General features: G+C 66.3%; 16 protein-coding genes. 5 read left to right on the top strand and 11 right to left on the bottom strand.

Annotation, left to right across the window (positions count from 1 at the left end; genetic code table 11):
- The first annotated feature begins 43 nt into the window (after window positions 1-43).
- Entirely contained in the window at window positions 44-616 is a 573-nt protein-coding gene (locus tag AYK61_RS23485) for a DUF4245 domain-containing protein (protein ID WP_121873330.1), read from the top strand.
- Here the strand turns inward: AYK61_RS23485 and AYK61_RS23480 are convergent.
- The 3 genes from AYK61_RS23480 to AYK61_RS23470 are packed head-to-tail and all read right to left on the bottom strand — an operon-like array spanning window position 613 to window position 2725.
- Entirely contained in the window at window positions 613-834 is a 222-nt protein-coding gene (locus AYK61_RS23480; protein WP_037191413.1) for an exodeoxyribonuclease VII small subunit, read from the bottom strand. The genes AYK61_RS23485 and AYK61_RS23480 overlap by 4 nt on opposite strands.
- 14 nt (window positions 835-848) lie before the next feature.
- The gene (gene xseA / locus AYK61_RS23475; protein WP_121873329.1) at window positions 849-2111 is read right to left on the bottom strand and encodes an exodeoxyribonuclease VII large subunit; all 1263 of its coding nucleotides are present in this window, start codon (window positions 2109-2111) and stop codon (window positions 849-851) included.
- Window positions 2108-2725: a lipid droplet-associated protein gene (locus tag AYK61_RS23470; protein WP_121873328.1), complete on the bottom strand. Its 618-nt coding sequence runs from the start codon at window positions 2723-2725 to the stop codon at window positions 2108-2110. Before AYK61_RS23470 ends, xseA begins: the two co-directional genes overlap by 4 nt.
- Before the next feature lie 122 nt (window positions 2726-2847).
- Here AYK61_RS23470 and AYK61_RS23465 point away from each other — a divergent pair, with 122 nt between their 5' ends.
- The gene (locus tag AYK61_RS23465) at window positions 2848-3855 is read left to right on the top strand and encodes a 4-hydroxy-3-methylbut-2-enyl diphosphate reductase (RefSeq protein WP_121873589.1); all 1008 of its coding nucleotides are present in this window, start codon (window positions 2848-2850) and stop codon (window positions 3853-3855) included.
- A gap of 89 nt (window positions 3856-3944) precedes the next feature.
- On the opposite strand, the gene AYK61_RS23460 is transcribed toward AYK61_RS23465, so the two are convergent.
- Both AYK61_RS23460 and AYK61_RS23455 read right to left on the bottom strand, forming a co-directional pair.
- Window positions 3945-5084, bottom strand: coding sequence for a DUF6542 domain-containing protein (locus AYK61_RS23460; RefSeq protein WP_183130518.1), 1140 nt, complete (start codon window positions 5082-5084; stop codon window positions 3945-3947).
- Window positions 5085-5104: 20 nt separating this feature from the next.
- Window positions 5105-6271, bottom strand: coding sequence for a DNA recombination protein RmuC (locus AYK61_RS23455; protein WP_121873327.1), 1167 nt, complete (start codon window positions 6269-6271; stop codon window positions 5105-5107).
- Between the two features lie 122 nt (window positions 6272-6393).
- Here AYK61_RS23455 and AYK61_RS23450 point away from each other — a divergent pair, with 122 nt between their 5' ends.
- Window positions 6394-7584 carry an exonuclease SbcCD subunit D gene (locus tag AYK61_RS23450; RefSeq protein WP_121873326.1) on the top strand — a complete coding sequence of 397 codons (1191 nt, stop codon included), beginning with the start codon at window positions 6394-6396 and terminating at the stop codon, window positions 7582-7584.
- Window positions 7581-10589 carry an AAA family ATPase gene (locus AYK61_RS23445; RefSeq protein WP_121873325.1) on the top strand — a complete coding sequence of 1003 codons (3009 nt, stop codon included), beginning with the start codon at window positions 7581-7583 and terminating at the stop codon, window positions 10587-10589. The genes AYK61_RS23450 and AYK61_RS23445 overlap by 4 nt, the downstream gene beginning before the upstream one ends.
- Here AYK61_RS23445 and AYK61_RS23440 read toward each other — a convergent pair.
- The 6 genes from AYK61_RS23440 to AYK61_RS23415 form a co-directional block, all read right to left on the bottom strand.
- On the bottom strand, window positions 10571-11812 hold the full coding sequence (locus AYK61_RS23440; protein WP_374700621.1) for an AI-2E family transporter: 1242 nt from the start codon (window positions 11810-11812) through the stop codon (window positions 10571-10573). The two genes, AYK61_RS23445 and AYK61_RS23440, sit on opposite strands and share 19 nt — an antisense overlap.
- A 109-nt stretch (window positions 11813-11921) precedes the next feature.
- Window positions 11922-12419: a methylated-DNA--[protein]-cysteine S-methyltransferase gene (locus AYK61_RS23435; protein WP_121873323.1), complete on the bottom strand. Its 498-nt coding sequence runs from the start codon at window positions 12417-12419 to the stop codon at window positions 11922-11924.
- Window positions 12416-13882 carry a DNA-3-methyladenine glycosylase 2 family protein gene (locus tag AYK61_RS23430; RefSeq protein WP_121873322.1) on the bottom strand — a complete coding sequence of 489 codons (1467 nt, stop codon included), beginning with the start codon at window positions 13880-13882 and terminating at the stop codon, window positions 12416-12418. Before AYK61_RS23430 ends, AYK61_RS23435 begins: the two co-directional genes overlap by 4 nt.
- Before the next feature lie 57 nt (window positions 13883-13939).
- Window positions 13940-14110 carry a YbdD/YjiX family protein gene (locus AYK61_RS23425; protein WP_121873321.1) on the bottom strand — a complete coding sequence of 57 codons (171 nt, stop codon included), beginning with the start codon at window positions 14108-14110 and terminating at the stop codon, window positions 13940-13942.
- A complete protein-coding gene (locus AYK61_RS23420; protein ID WP_121873587.1) occupies window positions 14111-16384 on the bottom strand; it encodes a carbon starvation CstA family protein in 2274 nt (757 codons plus the stop codon).
- A gap of 144 nt (window positions 16385-16528) precedes the next feature.
- On the bottom strand, window positions 16529-17710 hold the full coding sequence (locus tag AYK61_RS23415; RefSeq protein ID WP_121873320.1) for an ROK family transcriptional regulator: 1182 nt from the start codon (window positions 17708-17710) through the stop codon (window positions 16529-16531).
- 142 nt (window positions 17711-17852) lie between these two features.
- On the opposite strand from AYK61_RS23415, the gene edd reads away from it, so the two are divergent.
- Window positions 17853-19676, top strand: coding sequence for a phosphogluconate dehydratase (gene edd / locus AYK61_RS23410; protein WP_121873586.1), 1824 nt, complete (start codon window positions 17853-17855; stop codon window positions 19674-19676).
- The last annotated feature ends 21 nt before the right edge of the window (window positions 19677-19697 follow it).

Here is a 19697-nt window from a genome sequence, read left to right as displayed (position 1 = left end):
ACGCGCCGACCGAGCACTGCTGCGCAGAGGGGATACTGGAGATGTGGCGAACAGCAAACCCCGGATTCTCAACAACAGCCGCGACATGGTGTGGTCGCTCATTCCGCTGGTCATCGCGTGTTTGTTGATTGCGGGTATCGCCAGTCAATGCTCGTTGAGCCCCGGCGGGCCCAGGCAGGGGCCCATTCCCAACTTCGACATCGACACCGCGCTGCAGTACGACGCGTCCGAAATCGGTTTTCCGGTGCGTAATCCGGTTGTTCCCGAGGAATGGACGCCCAACTCGGGCAGTCGTCCCACGATCTCCGGCGACAACGGCGGACCGGTGTCGACTGTCGGATACATCACCGGATCGGGTGCGTATCTGCAGCTGACCCAGACCAGCGCCGTCGAGGAAGTGTTGGTGCCTTTCGTGGCCGGCGAGGAAACGGTGTACGCGTCGGGCGCGCAGAGCGTCTCGGGTCGAGACTGGGTCGTCTACGGCGAGGAAGGCTCGCGGAAGTATTGGGTCTCGGACTTCGGCGACGTGCGAATCCTGCTGGGCGGTACCGCGAACGATGTGGACTTCACCACTCTCGCCCAGGCCCTCGAGATCACCGAACCGCTCGCGCCCTAGCTGTCCTTCTCGGTGCTCGCGAGCGCGGTCTCGATCCGCTTGCGGGCACCGGCGAGCTGCTCCTCGCAACGAGTGGCCAGCTGCTCTCCCCGCTCCCACAGAGCCAGGGAGGCGTCGAGATCGAGCCCGCCCTGCTCGAGGATCTTCACCACGCCCACCAGCTCGTCGCGGGCCTCTTCGTAGCCCAGTTCCGATACCGGCTTGTCGTTCTCGCTCATGCGTACTCCTTCTGTCATTTGACTCGCCCCATGACTGCGGCGGTGACGGCACCGTCGGCCACGCGCACTCTGATCTGTGTACCCGGTGGTGCGTCCTCGACCGAACGCAGAACCTCGGGATCCGAACCCGCGACCACCCGCTGTACGACGGCATAGCCCCGAGCAAGTGTGGCAGCAGGACCCAGCGTCGACAGCCTGGCCCGTAGATGTTCGACGAGCGTGTCCTGTGTGGTGAGTTCGCGTTGCACGTCGCGTCGGGCAGCATCGAGCAGCCGTAGAACCTCCTCGCGACGTTGCTCGAGCGAGGCCAGTGGGTCCGCCAGTACCGGACGGTGTCGGAGCATGTCCAGTCCGCGTGCCTCGCGCTCGACCCAATTACGCAGCGCTGCAGCACTTCTCGACTTCAGTTCCGAGACCAGGGCTTGTTCGGCGACGGCGTCGGGCACCACGAGTTTGGCGGCATCGGTAGGGGTTGCGGCCCGCAGATCCGCGACGTGGTCACTCAGGGGGCTGTCGGGCTCGTGGCCGATGGCACTGACGATGGGCGTGGTGGCGCGGGCGATGGCGCGGCACAGGGCCTCGTCCGAGAACGGCAACAGATCCTCGACGCTACCGCCGCCGCGGGCGAGGACGATGACGTCGACGGCGGGGTCGTCGTTCAGCTCCTTCAGCGCGTCCAGAATCGCCGGAACAGCTTGTGGGCCCTGGACCGGTGTGTTGCGGACCTCGAATCGGACCGCAGGCCAACGCCTCTGCGCGACGGTCAGCACGTCCTTCTCGGCTGCGCTGGCGCGCGCGGTGATCAATCCGATGGTGCCCGGCAGGAACGGCAGCGGACGTTTGAGGCGTGGGTCGAACAAACCCTCCGCGGCGAGCAGAGCTCTGAGACGTTCGATACGAGCCAGCAGTTCGCCGACGCCCACCGCGCGAATGTCCGTGGCGCGCAGCGAGATCGTTCCCCTACCGGTGAAGAACGACAACTTGCCGTAGAGGATGACGCGCGCACCCTCGGTCAGCGGAACGGGTGAACGCTCGAGCAACTGCGGCGAACACGTGACAGACAGCGACATGTCGGCCGACGGATCACGCAGCGTCAGAAAGGCCGTCCTGGTGCCGGGACGAGCGTTGATCTGGGTGAGCTGCCCCTCCACCCAGATGGAGCCGAGCTTGTCGATCCAGCCGGCAACCTTCATGGCGACGGTACGCACCGGCCACGGCTGTTCGGCGGTGCTCGCGCCTGGCTGGGTGGGACCGGACTGGGTTGGGGAAGTGCTCACTTGGCCTTGGCGGTGGTGATGCGGTTGGCGAGCATCGTCTGGAAGGGCGCGCGAGAGAGCGTGTCGTTCTCGTAGTCGAGCAGGGTTTCGAGGTCCTCGATCGAGAGCGTGCGCAGGCGGGCGCGCAGCTGTGCCAGGGCGAGGGTGTCGAAGTCGATCATCTCGACGATCTCGGGCTTGTCGGCGGAGGGAGCGCGCTTGGCCGAGGTGTCCTGAACCGGCTCATCCAGCGGAGGCGTCGAGTACAGAGCGAAGCGGCCGTTCGCCGCGACCGGCTCGGCCACGGGGGCGTCGGGCACATCGACGTCGTCGGTGATCACAGCGGCGTCGAATCTCGACTCGGTGTCGAAGGTCTCGTCCCCGTCCTCGTCGAAGCTGGCCCAGGCGGGCTGCTCCTCGCTCGGGGTCCCGATGACCGGCAAGTTCGCGATGACCAGATCGCCCTTGATGGCCAACGCCGTCACCTGCTGCTGGAATCGCATACTGCGCGCCAGTGCCTCGCTGACGACCGTCATCGGCAGCATCAGGGCGGAACCGGGAAGCTTGCGAGCCTCTTCCACGACGGTCACGGCGACGCCTGCAGCCACACGCGCTGCAAAGGGGACTCGAGTCATGTGCACCAGACTGCCCGAAACGGTGAACTTTGGGTAGCCGACAGGCTGTACGACCCTTCGCGGCCGGGGTCGAGGGACGTGGAAACGAGGCAGGCGAGCTCGGTGCACGTATCCTGGGAGGTATGTCTTCGGCTGTTCCTCTGAATATTGGTATTGCACAGTCCGCCGGTGCGGGTAAGTCCTCGTACGCCGGGGGTAAGCGAGTGCTGCTCGCGGAGCCGCGGGGCTATTGCGCGGGTGTCGATCGTGCGGTCGAAACCGTCGAGAAGGCGCTGGAGCAGCACGGTGCGCCGGTGTACGTGCGCAAGGAGATCGTGCACAACCGGCACGTGGTCGAGACGCTGTCCGATCGCGGCGCGGTGTTCGTGGAGGAGACCGACGAGGTTCCCGAGGGATCGCTGCTGGTGTTCTCCGCGCACGGTGTCTCACCTGCCGTACACACCTCCGCGGCCGAGCGAAGCCTGCGCACCATCGACGCCACCTGCCCGTTGGTGACCAAGGTGCACCAGGAAGCGAAGCGCTTCGCCAGGGACGACTTCGACATCCTCCTCATCGGCCACGAGGGCCACGAGGAGGTCGAGGGCACCGCAGGCGAGGCTCCCGAACACATTCAGCTGGTCGACGGCCCCGAGTCGGTCGGCAACGTCACCGTTCGAGACGAGAAGAAAGTCATCTGGCTGTCCCAGACCACGCTGAGCGTCGACGAGACGATGATGACGGTCGCGAAACTGCGTGAGCGCTTCCCGACGCTCCAGGACCCGCCGAGCGACGACATCTGCTACGCCACGCAGAACCGTCAGGTCGCGGTGAAGGCGATGGCACCGGAATGCGATCTGGTGATCGTCGTCGGCTCCAAGAACTCCTCGAACTCGGTGCGGTTGGTCGAGGTTGCACTGGGCGCAGGTGCGCGAGCGAGCTACCTCGTCGACTACGCCAAGGAAATCGACCTGGCCTGGCTCGACGGGGTCGAGACGATCGGCATCACCTCGGGTGCATCCGTACCGGAGATCCTGGTGCAGGGCGTCATCGAACTGTTCGCCGAGCACGGCTACGCAGACGTACAGCCGGTCACCACCGCGAACGAGACGCTGGTGTTCTCCCTGCCCCGCGAGCTGCGCCCAGCTCGCTAGGAGCACGGCCCACGAAGAGTCAACGCCTCGTATCGGAACCCCTGCCCAGGAGCAGGGAAACCGATACGAGGCGTTTTTCGATGTTCGCGCTAGTCGCTGTGGCGGTCGCGATAGCGAACCCGCGGCACCGGATGCGGGGGAATGTCGTCCCGGTGCGAGGTGGGCAGAGCGTGATCTCCCTGGCCGTCACCTGCGGACGAATTGTGTGCAGCGGATGCGCCCGTCCGAGGAGTCACGACGGGCCTGGCTCCGGTGCTGTACGGATCGGCAACCTCGCGAGGAGCCTGAATCCTGGCCGATCGCTCGCGACGGGGTTCGGTCGAGTACCGGGGCTCTGCCGAGTAGCGCGACTCGGACGGTTGTGGTCGCTGTGTCTCACGTGACTGTGTCTCGCGTGGCTGCGGTTCACGTGACTGTGCCTGCGGATACTGCGTTCGCTGGTATTCGGGCTTGTAGTTCTGCCGAGGGGAGTCGGTGGCGGCGTATCGAGTCGGCGGTGCTGCAGCCGATCGCCGGGGGCTTGCGGTGGGATCTGCCGCAGAGCGGGAGCCGGGGCGAGGGGTCGCACTGGAGCGAGATTCGGTGTCGGGACGCGGACGAGAATCGGTGCTTCGGCGACCGACGTACGGCCCGGGCACGATGTCGGTGGCCTCGGCCGCGGAGTCGGTGCTGCGATCGGCTGCGGCCGCTCGCCTGCGGGATCGTTCGGGGCGCTCTTCCTGTGCCCGGCGCTGGGCTCTGGTGGGCTTGTCGTCGCTGGGCTTCGGACTGCGTCGAAGGGTGGGGGCATGCGTGTTCTGCCGTTTGAGCACGATGCGTAGAACTCCGAGTCCGACGGCAACCAATGTGCCGAGCAACATCAGCGGAAACCGATTGACCAGCGGAATGGCAACGTTGAGGAGGATGTCCTTGAGGCTGGTTCCTGCGTTCTCGGTGAAGTACTGATACGACAGCGGCACGGCCACGAACAGGATCAGTGGGGCTTGCACCATCGCGGTGAACAGTCCGCGGAAGCGGACGAGCAGAACGCCGGCGATGCAGCCCAGGACGTACATGAACGCGAACGCACCGGTCAGCTCGGTACCGCGTGCGGCATCGATCAGAAATCCGAGAAAAGTCAGTCCCGCGGCGATCGCGACGGCACCCCATGCAGGAACGCCGGGCAGGGTCGCGAGGATGGATCGGTGATCCAGCGGTACCCCGGAGCGGGCACGTTGGGAGGTAGACACCCCCCGAGGTTAGCCGTTGTTCACCCGACTGCATCGCTGACATGACCGAAGTCGTGCCGGTAGCGGGACGAATCGGACAGTTTGGGCCGCTCGTCCACTCGGGCGATGTCCACCGGCTCGGCGTCGAACAGCTCGAGCTCGTGCAGCTTTCTCGCCGTCACGCTCACCCGGGTATCGACGGACCCGACGGTGGAATTGAAGGACTCCACGGCCTTGCCGAGGTGGGCGCCGAGCTTGTCCAGGTGTGTCGAGACCACACCGATCCGCGTGTACAGCTCGCGTCCCAGTTGCTGGATGCGTGCAGCGTCCTCGGCCAGTGACTCCTGCTTCCACGTGTAGGCGACGGTCCTCAATAACGCGACCAGGGTGGTCGGGGTGGCCAGGATCACGTTCCGACCGAAGGCGTACTCGAGCAGACCGGTGTCCGATGTCAGGGCCGCGTCGAGAAACGGGTCGCCGGGAACGAACAGCACGACGAATTCGGGTGTCGGCTCGAACGCCTGCCAGTACGCCTTGTCGGCCAACTGGTCGATGTGGGTGCGCAGTTGCTTGGCGTGGCGTCGCAGATTCTTCTCCCGCGCGGCGGGATCCTCGTCCTGGGCGGCGTCGAGGTACGCCGCGAACGGCACTTTGGCGTCGACGACGATCTGTCGACCGCCGGCAAGACGGACGATCATGTCGGGTCGAATGCCGTCCTTGCTCACCTGCGTGTCGAAATCGCAGTGCTTGACCATGCCTGCGAGCTCGACGACCCGCTCGAGCTGGATCTCGCCCCACCGGCCCCGGATCTGCGGTGCGCGCAGTGCCGTGACCAGCTGGCCGGTCTGGGTGGACAGATGCATCGACGCCCGATGCATCCCGGTGACCTGCTCCGACAGTCCCGCGTACGCCCGGATGCGATTGTGTTCGACCTGCCGCACGTGCTCGGAGAGCGCATCGACGGCGTCATGCAGCGGCTCGACCAGGTGTGAGACCTGCTGGCCGATCACGGTCGAATTGCGTCGCGCGGAATCCTCGTTGACCGCACTCAGTGACTGCCGAAGCATGCCCTCGTGCTCGCGCAGCGCGGCCAGTTGAGCTTCGGCTCGAAAAGCACGATCGCCCATCCGCGATGCGTGCAGCAACCAGCCGACGACCGCGCCGATACCGAGCGCCACGAGCAGTCCGAACGCGGTGAGAATGTTCATGGGGCAGATGATGCAGGACGGTACCGACAACTTCGGTTCGCGACGGCGTGCACCGCAGCTCACGTCCGACAGGCCGAGGCACCTCGAGGAGTTTGTCGGTGGTTCCCGATAGCGTCGTCCGTATGAGAATCCTGCACACCTCGGACTGGCACATCGGTCGCACCTTTCATGGTGTCGACCTGTTGGCCGATCAGGGCGCTGTGCTGGGGTCAATTGCGGAACTGGTTGCGGCACAATCGATCGACGTGGTGGTGGTGCCGGGTGACATCTACGACCGCGCTGTGCCCAGTGCCGATGCCGTCCTGGTCTGCAACCGCGGACTGGAGGCCATTCGAGCGGCCGGTGCCGTGATCGTCGCAACGTCGGGAAACCACGATTCACCCGCGCGACTGGGCGCGGGCGCTGCGTTCGCGTCGGCAGGAGGGCTGCACCTGATGACGCGGGTGGGCGACGTCGCCACCCCGGTCGTCATCGATGACGAGCACGGCCGCGTTGCGTTCTACGGCATTCCGTATCTCGAGCCCGAAACCACTCGCCTCGAACTCGACGTTCCCACTGCGCGTACCCATGCCGACGTGCTCGGTGCCGCGATGGATCGGGTGCGCGGCGACCTCGCGACGAGAAGCGAGGCAGGGCAACGCGTTCGCTCCGTCGTGCTCGCCCACGCTTTCATCGTCGGCGGTGAGGCGACCGGGTCGGAGAGGTCGATCTCCTCCGGCGGTATCGAAACTGCGCCTGCGTCGGCGTTCGACGGGGTCGACTACGTGGCGCTCGGACATCTGCATTCGCCCCAGACCCTCACCGATCGGGTGCGGTACTCCGGTTCGCCCCTGCCCTATTCGTTCGGCGAGCGGTCGCACCACAAGGCGGTGTGGATTCTCGAACTCGACGCGAACGGGCTGGGCAGCGTCGAGCGAGTGAACCTGCCGGTGGTGCGCGGGCTCGCCCGCATCGAAGGCACGGTCGAGGAATTGACAACGGACACAGCATATTGCGAGTTCGAGGACCATTACGTCTCCGCCGTGCTCACCGACGAGGTTCGTCCGGTCGACGCAATGCGCCTGCTGCAGCAGCGTTTTCCGCACGCTATCCACCTGGAATGGCGTCGCCCGGAGGGATCCGGAGAGCTACGCTACCGCGACCGTGTGCGCGGCCGCAGCGATCTCGACATCGCCACCTCGTTCGTGACGGACACGCGCAGCGTGCCGACGGCAGCGGAGTCCGCGCTCCTGGCTCGTGCTCTGGCCTCCGTGCAACACGAGGCCGAGGCCCTCCGCGGGACGGCCACCACAGCCGACCGCGGTGCTGCATGAGGCTGCATTCGCTCGAGATCACCGCCTTCGGTCCCTTTGCGGGCACCGAGACGGTGGACTTCGATGTGCTGGGAGCCGACGGGCTCTTCCTGTTGCACGGCCACACCGGAGCCGGCAAGACGACGGTGCTCGACGCCGTGGCGTTCGCGCTGTACGGAACAGTGCCCGGAGCTCGTCGCGAGGGCAAGCGGCTGCTGTCCGATCACGCGGCCAAGGGTGCGGTGCCACAGGTGACGTTGGAAGCGACACTCGGTGGGCGGCGCATCAGAATTGTGCGCAGTCCGGAGTTCCTGCGGCCCAAGCTCCGAAGCACGGGCACCACCAAGCAACACGCCAAGGCCAGTCTCACCTGGCTCGACGGCCGCGGGCAGAACCTCACCCGGCTCAATGAGATCGGTGACGCCGTCAACGCGCTGCTCGGGATGAGTGCCGACCAGTTCTTTCAGGTGGTGCTGCTGCCGCAGGGTGAGTTCGCGCGCTTCCTCCGAGCCGACAGCGACGAACGCGGAAATCTGCTCGAAAGACTTTTCGACACAGGCAGATTCGGCGACGTCGAAGAGTGGTTCGCGCAGCGTCGCCGGGAGCTCGCTGCCGAGCTCTCCGACGCTCACCACGCCATCGACATCATGCTCGGCCGGGTGTCGCAGGCATCGGGAGTGCCCGAGCCCGCGGGCGAGGACGGCGAACAGCCGGACCCCCTCGAATGGGCGGCCGATGTCCTCGACGATGCCCGGCAGAATCGGACCCTCGCGCAAGGTCGGGCGGTGCTGATCGACGCGGCAGCTCGGCGTGCGTCGGCAGCTCTGACGAAGGCCACCATCGTTGTCGATCTGCAGCGGCGACGAGCTCTCGCCGAGGGGCAACTCGCACAATATCGGGAGGGCGAGACGGCGCGAGCAGCGCGCAGAACCGAGCTCGCCGATTCCGCGGCCGCCGGACCGATCGCGGACACTGCCGCAGACCTCCGTCTCGCACGACTGGCCACCGACGCCGCAACGTCCGCACTCACGGCGGCGGAGCGTGCCCTTCCGACAACCGCGGAGGGGCGACGCTTTCATGCCGCGCTGCACTGGCCACCCGCGCCGGCGGATCCGTCGGCCGAGCGCACGGTCGTTGCACAGTTCGTGCGCGACTGGACCACCGATGTCGCGCGGCTCCAGTCGCTGCTCGGGCTCGCCCGCGAAGCCGATCGACTCGACGGCACCCTCGCCGAATATCGTGCGCAGCAACGTACTACCGCAGCGTCGATCGAACGCACCGTGCACTCGCAGGCCTCGATGCCCGAGCAGATCTCAGCAGTCGAATCACGGGTGGCACGGGCGTCCTCGGCTGCGGCAGAGCTGCCGGGCCTCGAGGAGCGCTGCGGTCGGGCTCGCACGGCAGCCGAGTCCGCACTCGAATTGGTGCGCAAACGCGCGACTCTGGCCGCGGCCGAACGTGCCCGCGACACCGCCGGAGCGGCGCACAACACGGCCTGGGAGCACCTGCTCGATCTCCGTGAGCGACGCATCGACGGGATGGCAGCCGAGCTGGCGGCCCGTCTGGAGGCGGGGGAGCCGTGCGTCGTGTGCGGATCGGAGGTGCACCCCCATCCCGCTGCAGCGTCCACATCGACGGTGACCAAGGCACAGGAAGACAAGGCCGCCGCCGCAGAACGTAAGGCTGCTGCTGCGCTCGACCAGGCGGTCGCGGTTGTCGCAGAAGCGCAACGCGGCGTGGACCTGCTGCACGACCGCACCGGCGGGGCCTCCGCTGCGGACTTGACCCGAATTCTCGATGCCGCAACCACCGCAGTGCAGGACGCCCGCACGCGTGCCGCCGATGTGGAACCCGCAACCGCAGAACTGAATCGCCTGCGGAGCGAGTCCGACGCGCTGACGGTCACACTCCACGACCTCGTGGCCTCGCGTAGTGCCGTGGACGAACGTATCTCGGCTACCGAGGAATCGCTGGCGCAGATGCGTGCGTCGATCGCCGAGGAGGTGGACGAGGGCGCGTCGCTGACAGACCGAATCGCGGAGCGGGAAGCCTTGATCGACGGTGCCCGGCGAATCCAGGACGCGCGTATCGCCTGGCTCGACGCCACTGCTCGCGCCGATGAGCTGGCAGCCGAACTGGACCGACGGGTGAAGGCGTCGAACTTCGAGTCCGTCGACGCGGCGGCCGGGGCAGTGCTGGCCGCCGACCGCGTCGAGCAGATCGAGGCCGAGTTGCGCACCGCCGAGGAGGCGCGTGCGCATGCCGAGCACGTGCTGCGCGAGCCCGCCATCGTGGACGTGGCCGGCCGGCCGCCGGTGGATCTGGGCCCGCTCGAGCAGGCGTGCGCCGAGCTCGACGACCAGGTCAGGGCCGCCGCCGCGGCGGTGGCGGAATGTCGAAGGCGCGCAGACGATCTGGAACGGCTGATCGCCGAACTGTTCACTGCCGCCCAGGCCATCGCGCCACAACGTGCCGAATTCGACGAGCTCGCCAACCTGGCGGACGTGGTGGCGGGCCGGGGGCAGAATGCACGCAAGATGTCGTTGCGCTCGTACGTCCTCGCGTCCCGACTCGAGGACGTCGCCGAGTCCGCCTCTGCGCGGCTGCGGCGAATGTCCTCGGGCCGCTACGAATTCGTGCACTCCGACGAGGCCGGCGTCCGCGGCAAACGGGGCGGTCTCGGACTGGACATCAGGGACGACTACACCGGCGTCGTGCGCTCGGCCAAGACACTGTCGGGCGGTGAGGCGTTCCTCGCGTCGCTCTCGCTCGCGTTGGGCCTCGCCGATGTCGTGGCCGCCGAATCCGGCGGGGTCGTCCTCGACACCATGTTCATCGACGAAGGATTCGGCACGCTCGACGCCGACACCCTCGAATCGGTGATGGCGGTTCTCGACGAACTACGTGCAGGCGGACGCGTCGTCGGCGTGGTCAGCCATGTCGACGAGATGCGGCAGCGCATTCCCAGCCGCCTCTACGTCAAGCGGGAGCGCACCGGCTCCACTCTTCAGGTCGTCGCGTCCTGACCCGAGGCCGGCTTGTCCGACTCGGCGTCCTTCTTTTCGTCGAGACCGGCTTGCTCCTCGGTCAACCCGTCGGGCAGCGGAGCCTGATCCTCCAGGTCGTCCTGATCCGGTTCGTTCGAGCGCTCGTCGATCTGCTCGGACAGGTACCTGATCAGCACGGCAGCAACCGCCGCCGCCGGGACGGCGAGGAACGCGCCGATGATGCCGAACAGTGAGCTGCCGCCCGCAACGGCCAGCAGCACGATCGCCGGATGCAGATTCATGCTGCGGCTCTGCAGGATCGGCTGCAGCACATTGCCTTCCAACTGCTGCACCGCGACGATGATGGCGAGCACGATCAGCGCAGTGGTCAGCCCGTTCGCCACCAGGGCCACCAGCACAGCGAGAGCGCCCGCCACGAACGCACCGACGATCGGGATGAAGCCACCGATGAACGTCAGGGTCGCCAGCACCAGCGCCAGCGGAACGCCGAGAATGACCAGTCCGAGACCGATGAAGAAGGCATCGATGAAACTGACGATGGCCTGAGTTCGGATGAACCCGCCCAGCGTCGCCCACATCCGTGAGAGCACCTCGCCCAGATGGCGTCCGGCGCGGCCACCGGAGAATCCGTGCAACCACGGCAGGAACTTCGGTCCGTCCTTGACGAAGAAGAACGTCAGCACCAACACCAGCGCCAGGGTGATCAGCAACGAGCCTGCAGCGGATACACCGGTGAACACGCCGGTGGCGATGACCTCGCCGCTGTCCTGTAGCCGCGCAACGATGGCCGACACGGCCGAGTCGATCTGGTCGTCGCCGATGTTCAGCGGCGGACCCTTCAACCAGTCCTGAACCTGCGCAATACCGCCCGACGCCTGGTCGACCAACTCCGGTGCCTGCTCGGCGACCGACGGGACGATCAGTGTGATGATGCCGCCGATGACGACGAAGAACACCACGAGCGAAACCGACGCGGCCAGTGCCGGAGGAAATCCGAGACGCATCATCAGCTTCGCCGGCGGCCACAGCACCGTCGCGACGATCACGGCGAGCAGGACCGGCAGCAGGATGACCCAGAGGTGCCCGATCAGCCAGCCCAGTACCCATGCTCCGGCAGCGATCGAGATGAGGATCAGCGACCACTTGGCCAGCCACAGACCGCCGACCCCGATGAGGTCACCGCGATCATTGCCGGGCGTCTCGGACTTCGACGTCTTACCGGGAACTGCCGATTCGGTCACTGTGGGGTCCTCACATTCGGCGGGTGGCGGTTCGTGAAGAACCATAACGTCCCGGCGTGCCCAGCCGGTATGTCACCGCCATCCGACGACTCGTCGACGGGGGGTGTGATCAGGCAGCCTCGTGCGCCAACAACCACTCTTTCACCGGCAGCCCCCAACGGAAACCGCCGAGCGCCCCGCCGATGCGCACCACCCGGTGGCACGGCACGAACAAGGCGGCGGCATTGCGAGCGCACGCCGACGCAGCACCGCGGATGGCTGTCGGTCTGCCGGACAGTTCGGCGAACTCGGAGTAGGTCACCGGCGCACCGGGTTCGACGGTGCGGAGTACTCCCCAGGCATGCATGAGAAATTCGCCGGATCGTTGCGCGACGGCAACGGAGTCGATGACGGTCAGCTCACCGCGGTGATAGTTCTCGACGGCGCGCGTCACATCGCCGAGATCGGCCGCAGTGCGGACGCTGTCGGGTCGCATCGTCGGGTGGATCAGGACGCGGAGTTCCTCGACATCGGCGGTCCACCCGGATGCGAGGACGCGCTGATCGGCGTCGACGATGGTGCTGAACGGCCCGATCGGGGTGTCCTGGGTGGCGGCGGTGGCAGTCATGCTTCTCTTCTTTCCAGTGCGGTGATCCACAGGTGCATCGAGACGTACGAACGCCACGGAGCCCAGCGGGCAGAATTGTTCAACGAGATGCCGAGCGCCTGCGCGCCTTGGCGGACTACGAGATCGGTGTCGAGCAGAACATCGGGATCGCCGAGTAGTCGCATCACGACGTACCGGGCGGTCCAAGGTCCGATTCCTTTGAGCGAGAGCAGTTCTCGCTCCAGTTCCGGCCCTTCTCGCGCGGGATGCAGCACGACGGTTCCCGACGCGATGGCGTCGGCGACGCGGATGACGGTCTGTACCCGGGCGGCGGGTCCGGTGAGTACCTCGTGGCCCCGTTCGGCAATGACGGCTGGTTCGGGAAACAGCCTGGTGACGGCGTCGTTGCCGAGGTCGAGTGGTGAACCGAGAGCATCGACGAGCCGGGCGGTGTGGGTGGCAGCAGCCTTCAGCGAGATCTGCTGACCGATCACGGTGCGCAGCAACATCTCTGCGCCGTCGACCACTCCGAGGGCGCGGATGCCCGGGTGCGCGTCGACGCTCGGTGCGAGCTGCGGATCCGTGTGCAGGGCGTCGTCGACAGCGAGTGGGTCGGCGTCGAGATCGAGCAGGTGTCTGATCCGCGCGACGGCGGGGGCCAGATCGCGCATGTCCTGCAATGTCACTGCGGCGCTGACGAATCCGTCCATCACCCGCAACGCCACGAGGCCGGCTGCGTGCGGCAGGCGCAGGGATCGCACGTATTCGCCGTCCTCGGAGAAGGATTCGATGCCCTCGACCACGTGGCCTCGCAGGAACCACTCGATCCAGCCACGGTCGAGCGGTGGGCGGTACGGCAATCGCAGGGTGACCGTTCCACCCGCGGTCGGTACGGCCGTGCGGTGCGCTTCTCGGCGCAATGTCGACGGGTCGACGGCGAAGACTTCCTTGATGGTGTCGTTGAATTGCCGGACGCTGGAGAAGCCGGCTGCGAAGGTGACGTCGGCCATCGACATGTCGGTGGTCTGAATAAGGGTGCGGGCGGTGTGGGCGCGGTGCGCGCGGGCCAGCGCGAGCGGTCCTGCACCGACTTCGGCCGTCAGCACGCGCGTCAGCTGGCGGGTCGAGTAGCCGAGGGTGCTGGCGAGGCCGTCGACGCCACCGCGTTCGACGGCTCCGTCGGAGATCAGTCGCATGGCGCGAGAACTGAGGTCCGAGTGGATGTTCCAGCGGGGTGACCCGGGGGTGGCGTCGGGCTGGCAGCGGCGGCAGGCTCGGTAGCCGGATTGTTGCGCCGCCGCTGCAGTGGCCAGAAACGAGACGTTGCCCGGCTTGGGTGTGCGGGCCGGGCAGGAGGGTCGGCAGTAGATGCCGGTGGTGGAGACGGCGGTGAAGAACTGGCCGTCGAACCGTGCGTCACGCGAGGAGACCGCGCGATAACACCGATCGAAGTCCAGTTCTTGCACCTGCCGTTCGCTGCTCATGCACCTACTGTGTCAGCGCGGGCGCGTCGGTGCTAGCGGAAATCGGACATCACCGTGTCAGCAGCATCGAGCCCCCGGGTTTCGGTCCGCCTCCGCGTGTCGGTCCTTCCAGTACTGCCGCACGGTCGGTGGCTGCTGACCCGGGTGGTGGCGGGCCAGATGGGCGACGTAACGGTCGTAATCGTGGTCGCCCATCACCGAGGTGATCCACCACCACAGCCCGCGCATCTAGTGCGCCGATCCGGGGCGTCGGACGGTGCCCGCCTCGATCAGCTCGTCCCATTCGGCCTGGATCTTCTTCTCCGCGGGGCTCGGAACGAAGCCGCTGGGGCCGAAGATCTTCGACGGCACCTCGGGCTCCTCGTTGTCGGGCAGGTTGTCTCCCCGCACGGCCTTGATGCACACCCACACTCCGGCGAACACGACGACCAGGACGAGTACCGCGAAGATGATCGACAGCGTGCCCTGGATGAAGGTGTTGCGGATGACGGCGTCGATGGCCTCGGGTGTTCTGGCGGTGCCGAACTCGGTGAGCCCCTGCGCCTTGGCATCGCGGAACTGCGAGTGCTGCGTCCAGTAGCCGATGGCCGGGACCGAGGAGAAGATCTTCTGGTACGACGCCGTCATCGTCACGATGAGGTCCCAGGCGAGTGGAACTCCGGGGATCCACGCCCACTTGTAGAGGCCTCGTTTGACGACGATGACGAGTACCACCGTCAGTGCGATCGCGGCCAGCAGCTGGTTGGCGATACCGAACAGTGGGAACAGGGTGTTGATGCCGCCCAGTGGATCGGTGACGCCCATGAGAAGGATTGCGCCCCAGGCTGCGACGACGATCAGCGAGCAGATCCAGGCACCGGGACGCCACGACGGATCCTTGAACTTCTTGGCCGATGCGCCGGGCAGGTTGCCGATGCTGTCGGAGAGCATGAAGCGCGCGACGCGGGTGCCTGCATCGACCGTGGTGAGGATGAACAGTGCCTCGAACATGATCGCGAAGTGGTACCAGAACGACTTGAGTCCCGGCCCGCCGAACACCTGGTGCAGTACCTCGGACATGCCGAATGCGAGTGTCGGTGCGCCGCCGGTGCGCGAGATGATCGATTCCTCGCCGACATCGGCTGCGGCCTGGCTCAATTCGGCCGGGGTGATGTCGCCGCCGCTCAGTCCCTGTCCGTTGACGTACTCCGCCGCGGTCTCCGGAGTCCCGCCGGTGAGCGCTGTCGGTGCGTTCAGTGCGAAGTAGATGTGCTGATCGAGAATGCACGCGGTGATCAGTGCCATGATGGCCACGAAGGACTCGGTGAGCATGCCCCCGTAACCGATCATCCGCATCTGCTTTTCCTTCTCCAGCAACTTCGGCGTGGTGCCGGAGGAGATCAGAGCGTGGAAGCCCGACAGCGCACCGCAGGCGATGGTGATGAACAGGAACGGGAACAGGGACCCTGCGAATGCCGGGCCGTTGCCCTCGGTGGCGAAGCTGGTCATGGCAGGCATCTGGATCTCGGGACGCGCGATGAGGATGCCGACGGCCAGCAGGGCGATGGTGCCGACCTTCATGAACGTCGACAGGTAGTCGCGCGGGGCGAGCAGCAGCCACACCGGCAGGATGCAGGCGAGCAGGCCGTAGCCGATCAGCAGCCAGGCAACGGTCACCTTGGAGAGGGTGAACCAGTCGGTGCCCCAGTCGGTTTCGGCAACCCAGCCGCCGGCGACGATGGCGAGCAGCAGCAGGACGACGCCGATGAGCGAGACCTCGGTGACGTTGCCCGGTCGCAGGAAGCGCAGGTAGACGCCCATGAACAGGGCGATCGGGATGGTCAGCGCGATGGAGAAGACGCCCCATGGGCTCTCGGCGAGTGCGTTGACGACGACGAGTGCGAGCACCGCGATGAGGATGATCATGATGACGAACACCGCGACCAGAGCGGCGGTGCCGCCGACGACTCCGAGTTCATCGCGGGCCATCTGGCCGAGGCTGCGGCCGTGGCGACGCGTCGAGATCCACAGCACCAGGAAATCCTGTACGGCACCGGCGAATACGACGCCGATGATGATCCACATGGTGCCCGGGAGGTAGCCCATCTGAGCGGCGAGGACGGGTCCGACGAGCGGGCCTGCTCCGGCGATCGCGGCGAAGTGGTGGCCGAACAGCACCCGACGGTCCGTCGGCATGTAGTCCTTGCCGTTTTCCAGAATCTCGGCAGGAGTGGCGCGGTCGTCGCGTGGGAAGACGATCTTGCGTTCGATCAGCCTGGCGTAGAAGCGGAAAGCGAAGATGTACGTACACACCGCGGCGATGACGAACCAGACGGCGTTGGGATTCTCGCCGCGGACGATCGCGATGATCGTCCACGCAACACCGCCGAGTAGGCCGATGGCGACGAGCATCAGGCGCTTGATCGGGGTTATCGGATGTGACTCGACGACACCGACGGGCGGTAGATCAGGATCTGTCTTCAGCAATTCGACGTGTGGTTCGTCGGCCGATTTCAGTGACATGTGTGGGGTCTCCATGCTCGCAGGTGTGACTGCGATCACCTTATGGTCGGCGCAGGTGCGCGTCCTCGAATCGATGCTCCGTGGTGCGCCCGGCGGTCGCTGGAGTGCGACGAGCGGCAAATAGTGCCGATGAAAGCCCGCCGGTCAGCTACCCAGGGCGTCGTCGACGGCGCGGGCGCTGAGCACCTGATCCAGTACCAGCGCGGCGCTGCCGATGACCCCGGAGAGGTCTCCGTGGGTGGTGGCCTGGATGGTGAGGGCCTTGGTGGCCAGGGCGGTGGCGTTTCCGTAGACGGTTTCACGCAGCCCGGCGACGAAGATGTCGTAGGCGTTCGCCATGTCGCCGCCGATGATGAGTACCTCGGGGTTGAGCAGGTTCACGGCCCCGGCCAGGGTTTCGCCGATGTGGCGACCGCTGTCGCGGATGAGCCTGCGTGCTTCGGGGTCGCCGCTCACCGCGAGGTCGACGACGCCACGCACGTGGCCGACTTCGCGGCCCTGCTCGTTGAGTGCGCGCACCAGTGCCCAGCCGCCTGCGATGGCTTCGAGGCAGCCGCTGTCGCCGCATCGGCAGGCGACCCCTGCGGCGGCTACGGTCTTGGTGTGGCCGAATTCTCCTGCGGCTCCCAGTGATCCACGTTGCAGCGCACCGCCTGCCACGATCCCGGCACCGAGACCCGTCGAGGCCTTGACCAACAGGGCGTTCTGGAAGCGATCTCTGTTGTCCCGACGTTCGGCGAGGACCATCGCGTTGGCGTCGTTGTCGAGAAACACCGGAGCCGACGTGGTGTCGGCGAAGAACGGTGCCAGCGGCACCCCGTCCCAGCCGTGCATGATCGGCGAGTCGAGGCTGCACCCTCGGTCGGTGTCGGCGGTGCCGGGGATGGACAGCCCGACCCCGAGGATGCGGTGTCCGGTTCGGTGCGACTCGTCGAGAAGTGCCTGCAGTCGTTTGGTGATCTGCGGCATCAGTTCGTCCGGACCGACGCCGATCTCCTGGTCGACGGTGTCGCTCGCGAGCAATTCGCCGCCGAGGGTGAAGACGCCCAGTTGGGAGCGGCTGCGTCCGATCGCGGCGGCGAGCACGACACCGGCGTCGATGTCGAAGGACAGTCTCGCCGGGGGCCTGCCGCCGGTCGAGTGCGTGTCCTCGGTTTCGATGACCAAGCCGAGGCCGGTGAGTGCGGCGACGCGGGAGGCGACGGCCGACCGCGACAGTCCGGTGATCCGGCCCAACTCGGCACGGGTGTCTGCTTCTCCGTCGCGAACCAGAGCGAAAACCTCACCTGCCGTCGCAGGTGGAGCGCTCAGGCGCGGCATCGACATAGACGCCATTCAACCAACTGGCAACTTTTACGGCAACAGCCTAAGAAGTCCCACTTATAACTTTGAAAAACATAAGTTGGGTTGTCGATCGACCTAAGCGGCCTTAAGGTGAGTGATGAGAGACCGAACATCGGAGATACTCATGGACACACTTCACCCGGTCCTGCGGCAGGTCACCGACCGCATCGCAGACCGTAGCCAGTCCGCTCGCGCCGCCTACCTCGCTCGAATCGCCGCCGCAGGGGATCGAGGCCCGGCCCGCGGTCGCCTCGCCTGCGCCAACATCGCCCACGGCTTCGCTGCCTCCGGCAAGGCCGACAAGCAAGCGCTCCGCGGCATGGTCAAGCCCAACATTGCCATCGTCTCGGCGTACAACGACATGCTCTCGGCGCACAAGCCGTTCGAGAACTACCCCGCCGTGCTGAAGAAGTCCGTCATCGATGCCGGTGGCATCGCGCAGTTCGCCGGGGGAGTCCCCGCCATGTGCGACGGCATCACCCAGGGCCGCGACGGCATGCAGCTCTCGCTCTTCAGTCGGGACATCATCGCGATGTCGACCGCAATCGCCCTGTCCCACGACATGTTCGACGCCACCTTCATGCTCGGGGTGTGCGACAAGATCGTCCCCGGAATGCTCATCGGCGCACTGAGTTTCGGCCATCTTCCCGCGGTGTTCGTGCCCGCCGGTCCGATGACGTCCGGACTCCCCAACGGCGAGAAGGCAAAAGCGCGCCAGCTCTACGCCGAGGGCAAGGTGGGCCGCGAGGCTCTGCTCGACGCCGAGGCCGCGTCGTATCACGGCAGTGGTACCTGCACGTTCTTCGGAACGGCCAATTCCAATCAGCTGCTGATGGAGGTCATGGGTCTGCACCTGCCGGGGTCGTCGTTCGTCAACCCTGGAACCGCGATGCGCGACGCGTTGACGCGCGAGGCCGCCCACGTCGTCACCGGTCTGACGTCGCTCGGTGACAATTACACGCCGGTGGGGGAGGTCGTGGACGTCAAGTCCATCGTCAACGGCTGCGTCGCACTGCTGGCCACCGGCGGCTCGACCAACCACACGATGCACCTCGTCGCCATCGCGAAGGCCGCCGGAATCACGTTGACCTGGCAGGACCTGTCCGATCTGTCGGCCGTCGTGCCGCTGATGGCCCGGATCTACCCGAACGGCAAGGCCGACGTGAATCATTTCCACGCGGCCGGTGGACTCGGGTTCGTCATCGGATCACTGCTCGACGCCGGGTTGATGCACGAGGATGTGAAAACCGTTGCCGGGCAGGGGCTGCGGAGGTATACGCAGGAGCCGAAGCTCGACGGCGACGGGGTGATGTGGCAGGACGGTACTCGGATGAGCCACGACGACACCGTGTTACGTGGCGCGAACGAGCCGTTCAGCGCCGACGGCGGACTGAAGATGCTGACCGGTCCGATCGGAAAATGCGTCATCAAGACTTCTGCATTGGCACCCGAACACCGTGTGGTCACCGGACCGGCGCGAGTCTTCGACGACCAAGCCGACTTCCTCGAGGCATTCGACGCAGGGCTTCTCGACGGCGACTTCGTTGCCGTGCTGCGCTATCAGGGCCCGAAGGCCAACGGTATGCCCGAGTTACACAAGCTGACCCCGGCTCTCGGAATTCTGCAGGACAAGGGGCGGTCCGTCGCACTGATCACCGACGGCCGGATGTCCGGTGCCTCCGGCAAAGTTGCTGCGGCAATTCACCTCACGCCCGAGGCCGCGAGCGGGGGTCCGATTGCGAAAATTCTCGACGGTGACATGATCACCCTCGATTCCCTCGATGGCACATTGTCGATCGACGTACCGCTCGACGAGTTCGAGGCTCGACCGGTCACCGGCCGAGTCCTGGACAAGGACGAGTGGTCCAGCACCGGTCGAGACCTGTTCTCGGGGATGCGTGCGCTCGTCGGCCCTGCCGACGAGGGCGCGATGTTCGTGATGCGTTGACCCGAGAACCCGATTCGACAG

It is taken from the genome of Rhodococcus sp. SBT000017 (assembly GCF_003688915.1).
Taxonomy (GTDB): Bacteria; Actinomycetota; Actinomycetes; order Mycobacteriales; family Mycobacteriaceae; genus Rhodococcoides.
Note: the sequence above shows the minus strand (reverse complement) of the source record. Positions and strands in the feature narration are given on the sequence as shown.

Coding starts and splice junctions, on each gene's coding strand:
- AYK61_RS23425 (WP_121873321.1), bottom strand. CDS start 14,110: ATGCGCGGGCTGTGGTGGTGGATCACCTCGGTGATGGGCGACCACGAT.
- AYK61_RS23415 (WP_121873320.1), bottom strand. CDS start 17,710: ATGTCGATGCCGCGCCTGAGCGCTCCACCTGCGACGGCAGGTGAGGTT.
- AYK61_RS23450 (WP_121873326.1), top strand. CDS start 6,394: ATGAGAATCCTGCACACCTCGGACTGGCACATCGGTCGCACCTTTCAT.
- AYK61_RS23465 (WP_121873589.1), top strand. CDS start 2,848: ATGTCTTCGGCTGTTCCTCTGAATATTGGTATTGCACAGTCCGCCGGT.
- AYK61_RS23470 (WP_121873328.1), bottom strand. CDS start 2,725: ATGACTCGAGTCCCCTTTGCAGCGCGTGTGGCTGCAGGCGTCGCCGTG.
- AYK61_RS23420 (WP_121873587.1), bottom strand. CDS start 16,384: ATGTCACTGAAATCGGCCGACGAACCACACGTCGAATTGCTGAAGACA.
- edd (WP_121873586.1), top strand. CDS start 17,853: ATGGACACACTTCACCCGGTCCTGCGGCAGGTCACCGACCGCATCGCA.
- AYK61_RS23455 (WP_121873327.1), bottom strand. CDS start 6,271: ATGAACATTCTCACCGCGTTCGGACTGCTCGTGGCGCTCGGTATCGGC.
- AYK61_RS23480 (WP_037191413.1), bottom strand. CDS start 834: ATGAGCGAGAACGACAAGCCGGTATCGGAACTGGGCTACGAAGAGGCC.
- AYK61_RS23435 (WP_121873323.1), bottom strand. CDS start 12,419: ATGACTGCCACCGCCGCCACCCAGGACACCCCGATCGGGCCGTTCAGC.
- AYK61_RS23445 (WP_121873325.1), top strand. CDS start 7,581: ATGAGGCTGCATTCGCTCGAGATCACCGCCTTCGGTCCCTTTGCGGGC.
- AYK61_RS23430 (WP_121873322.1), bottom strand. CDS start 13,882: ATGAGCAGCGAACGGCAGGTGCAAGAACTGGACTTCGATCGGTGTTAT.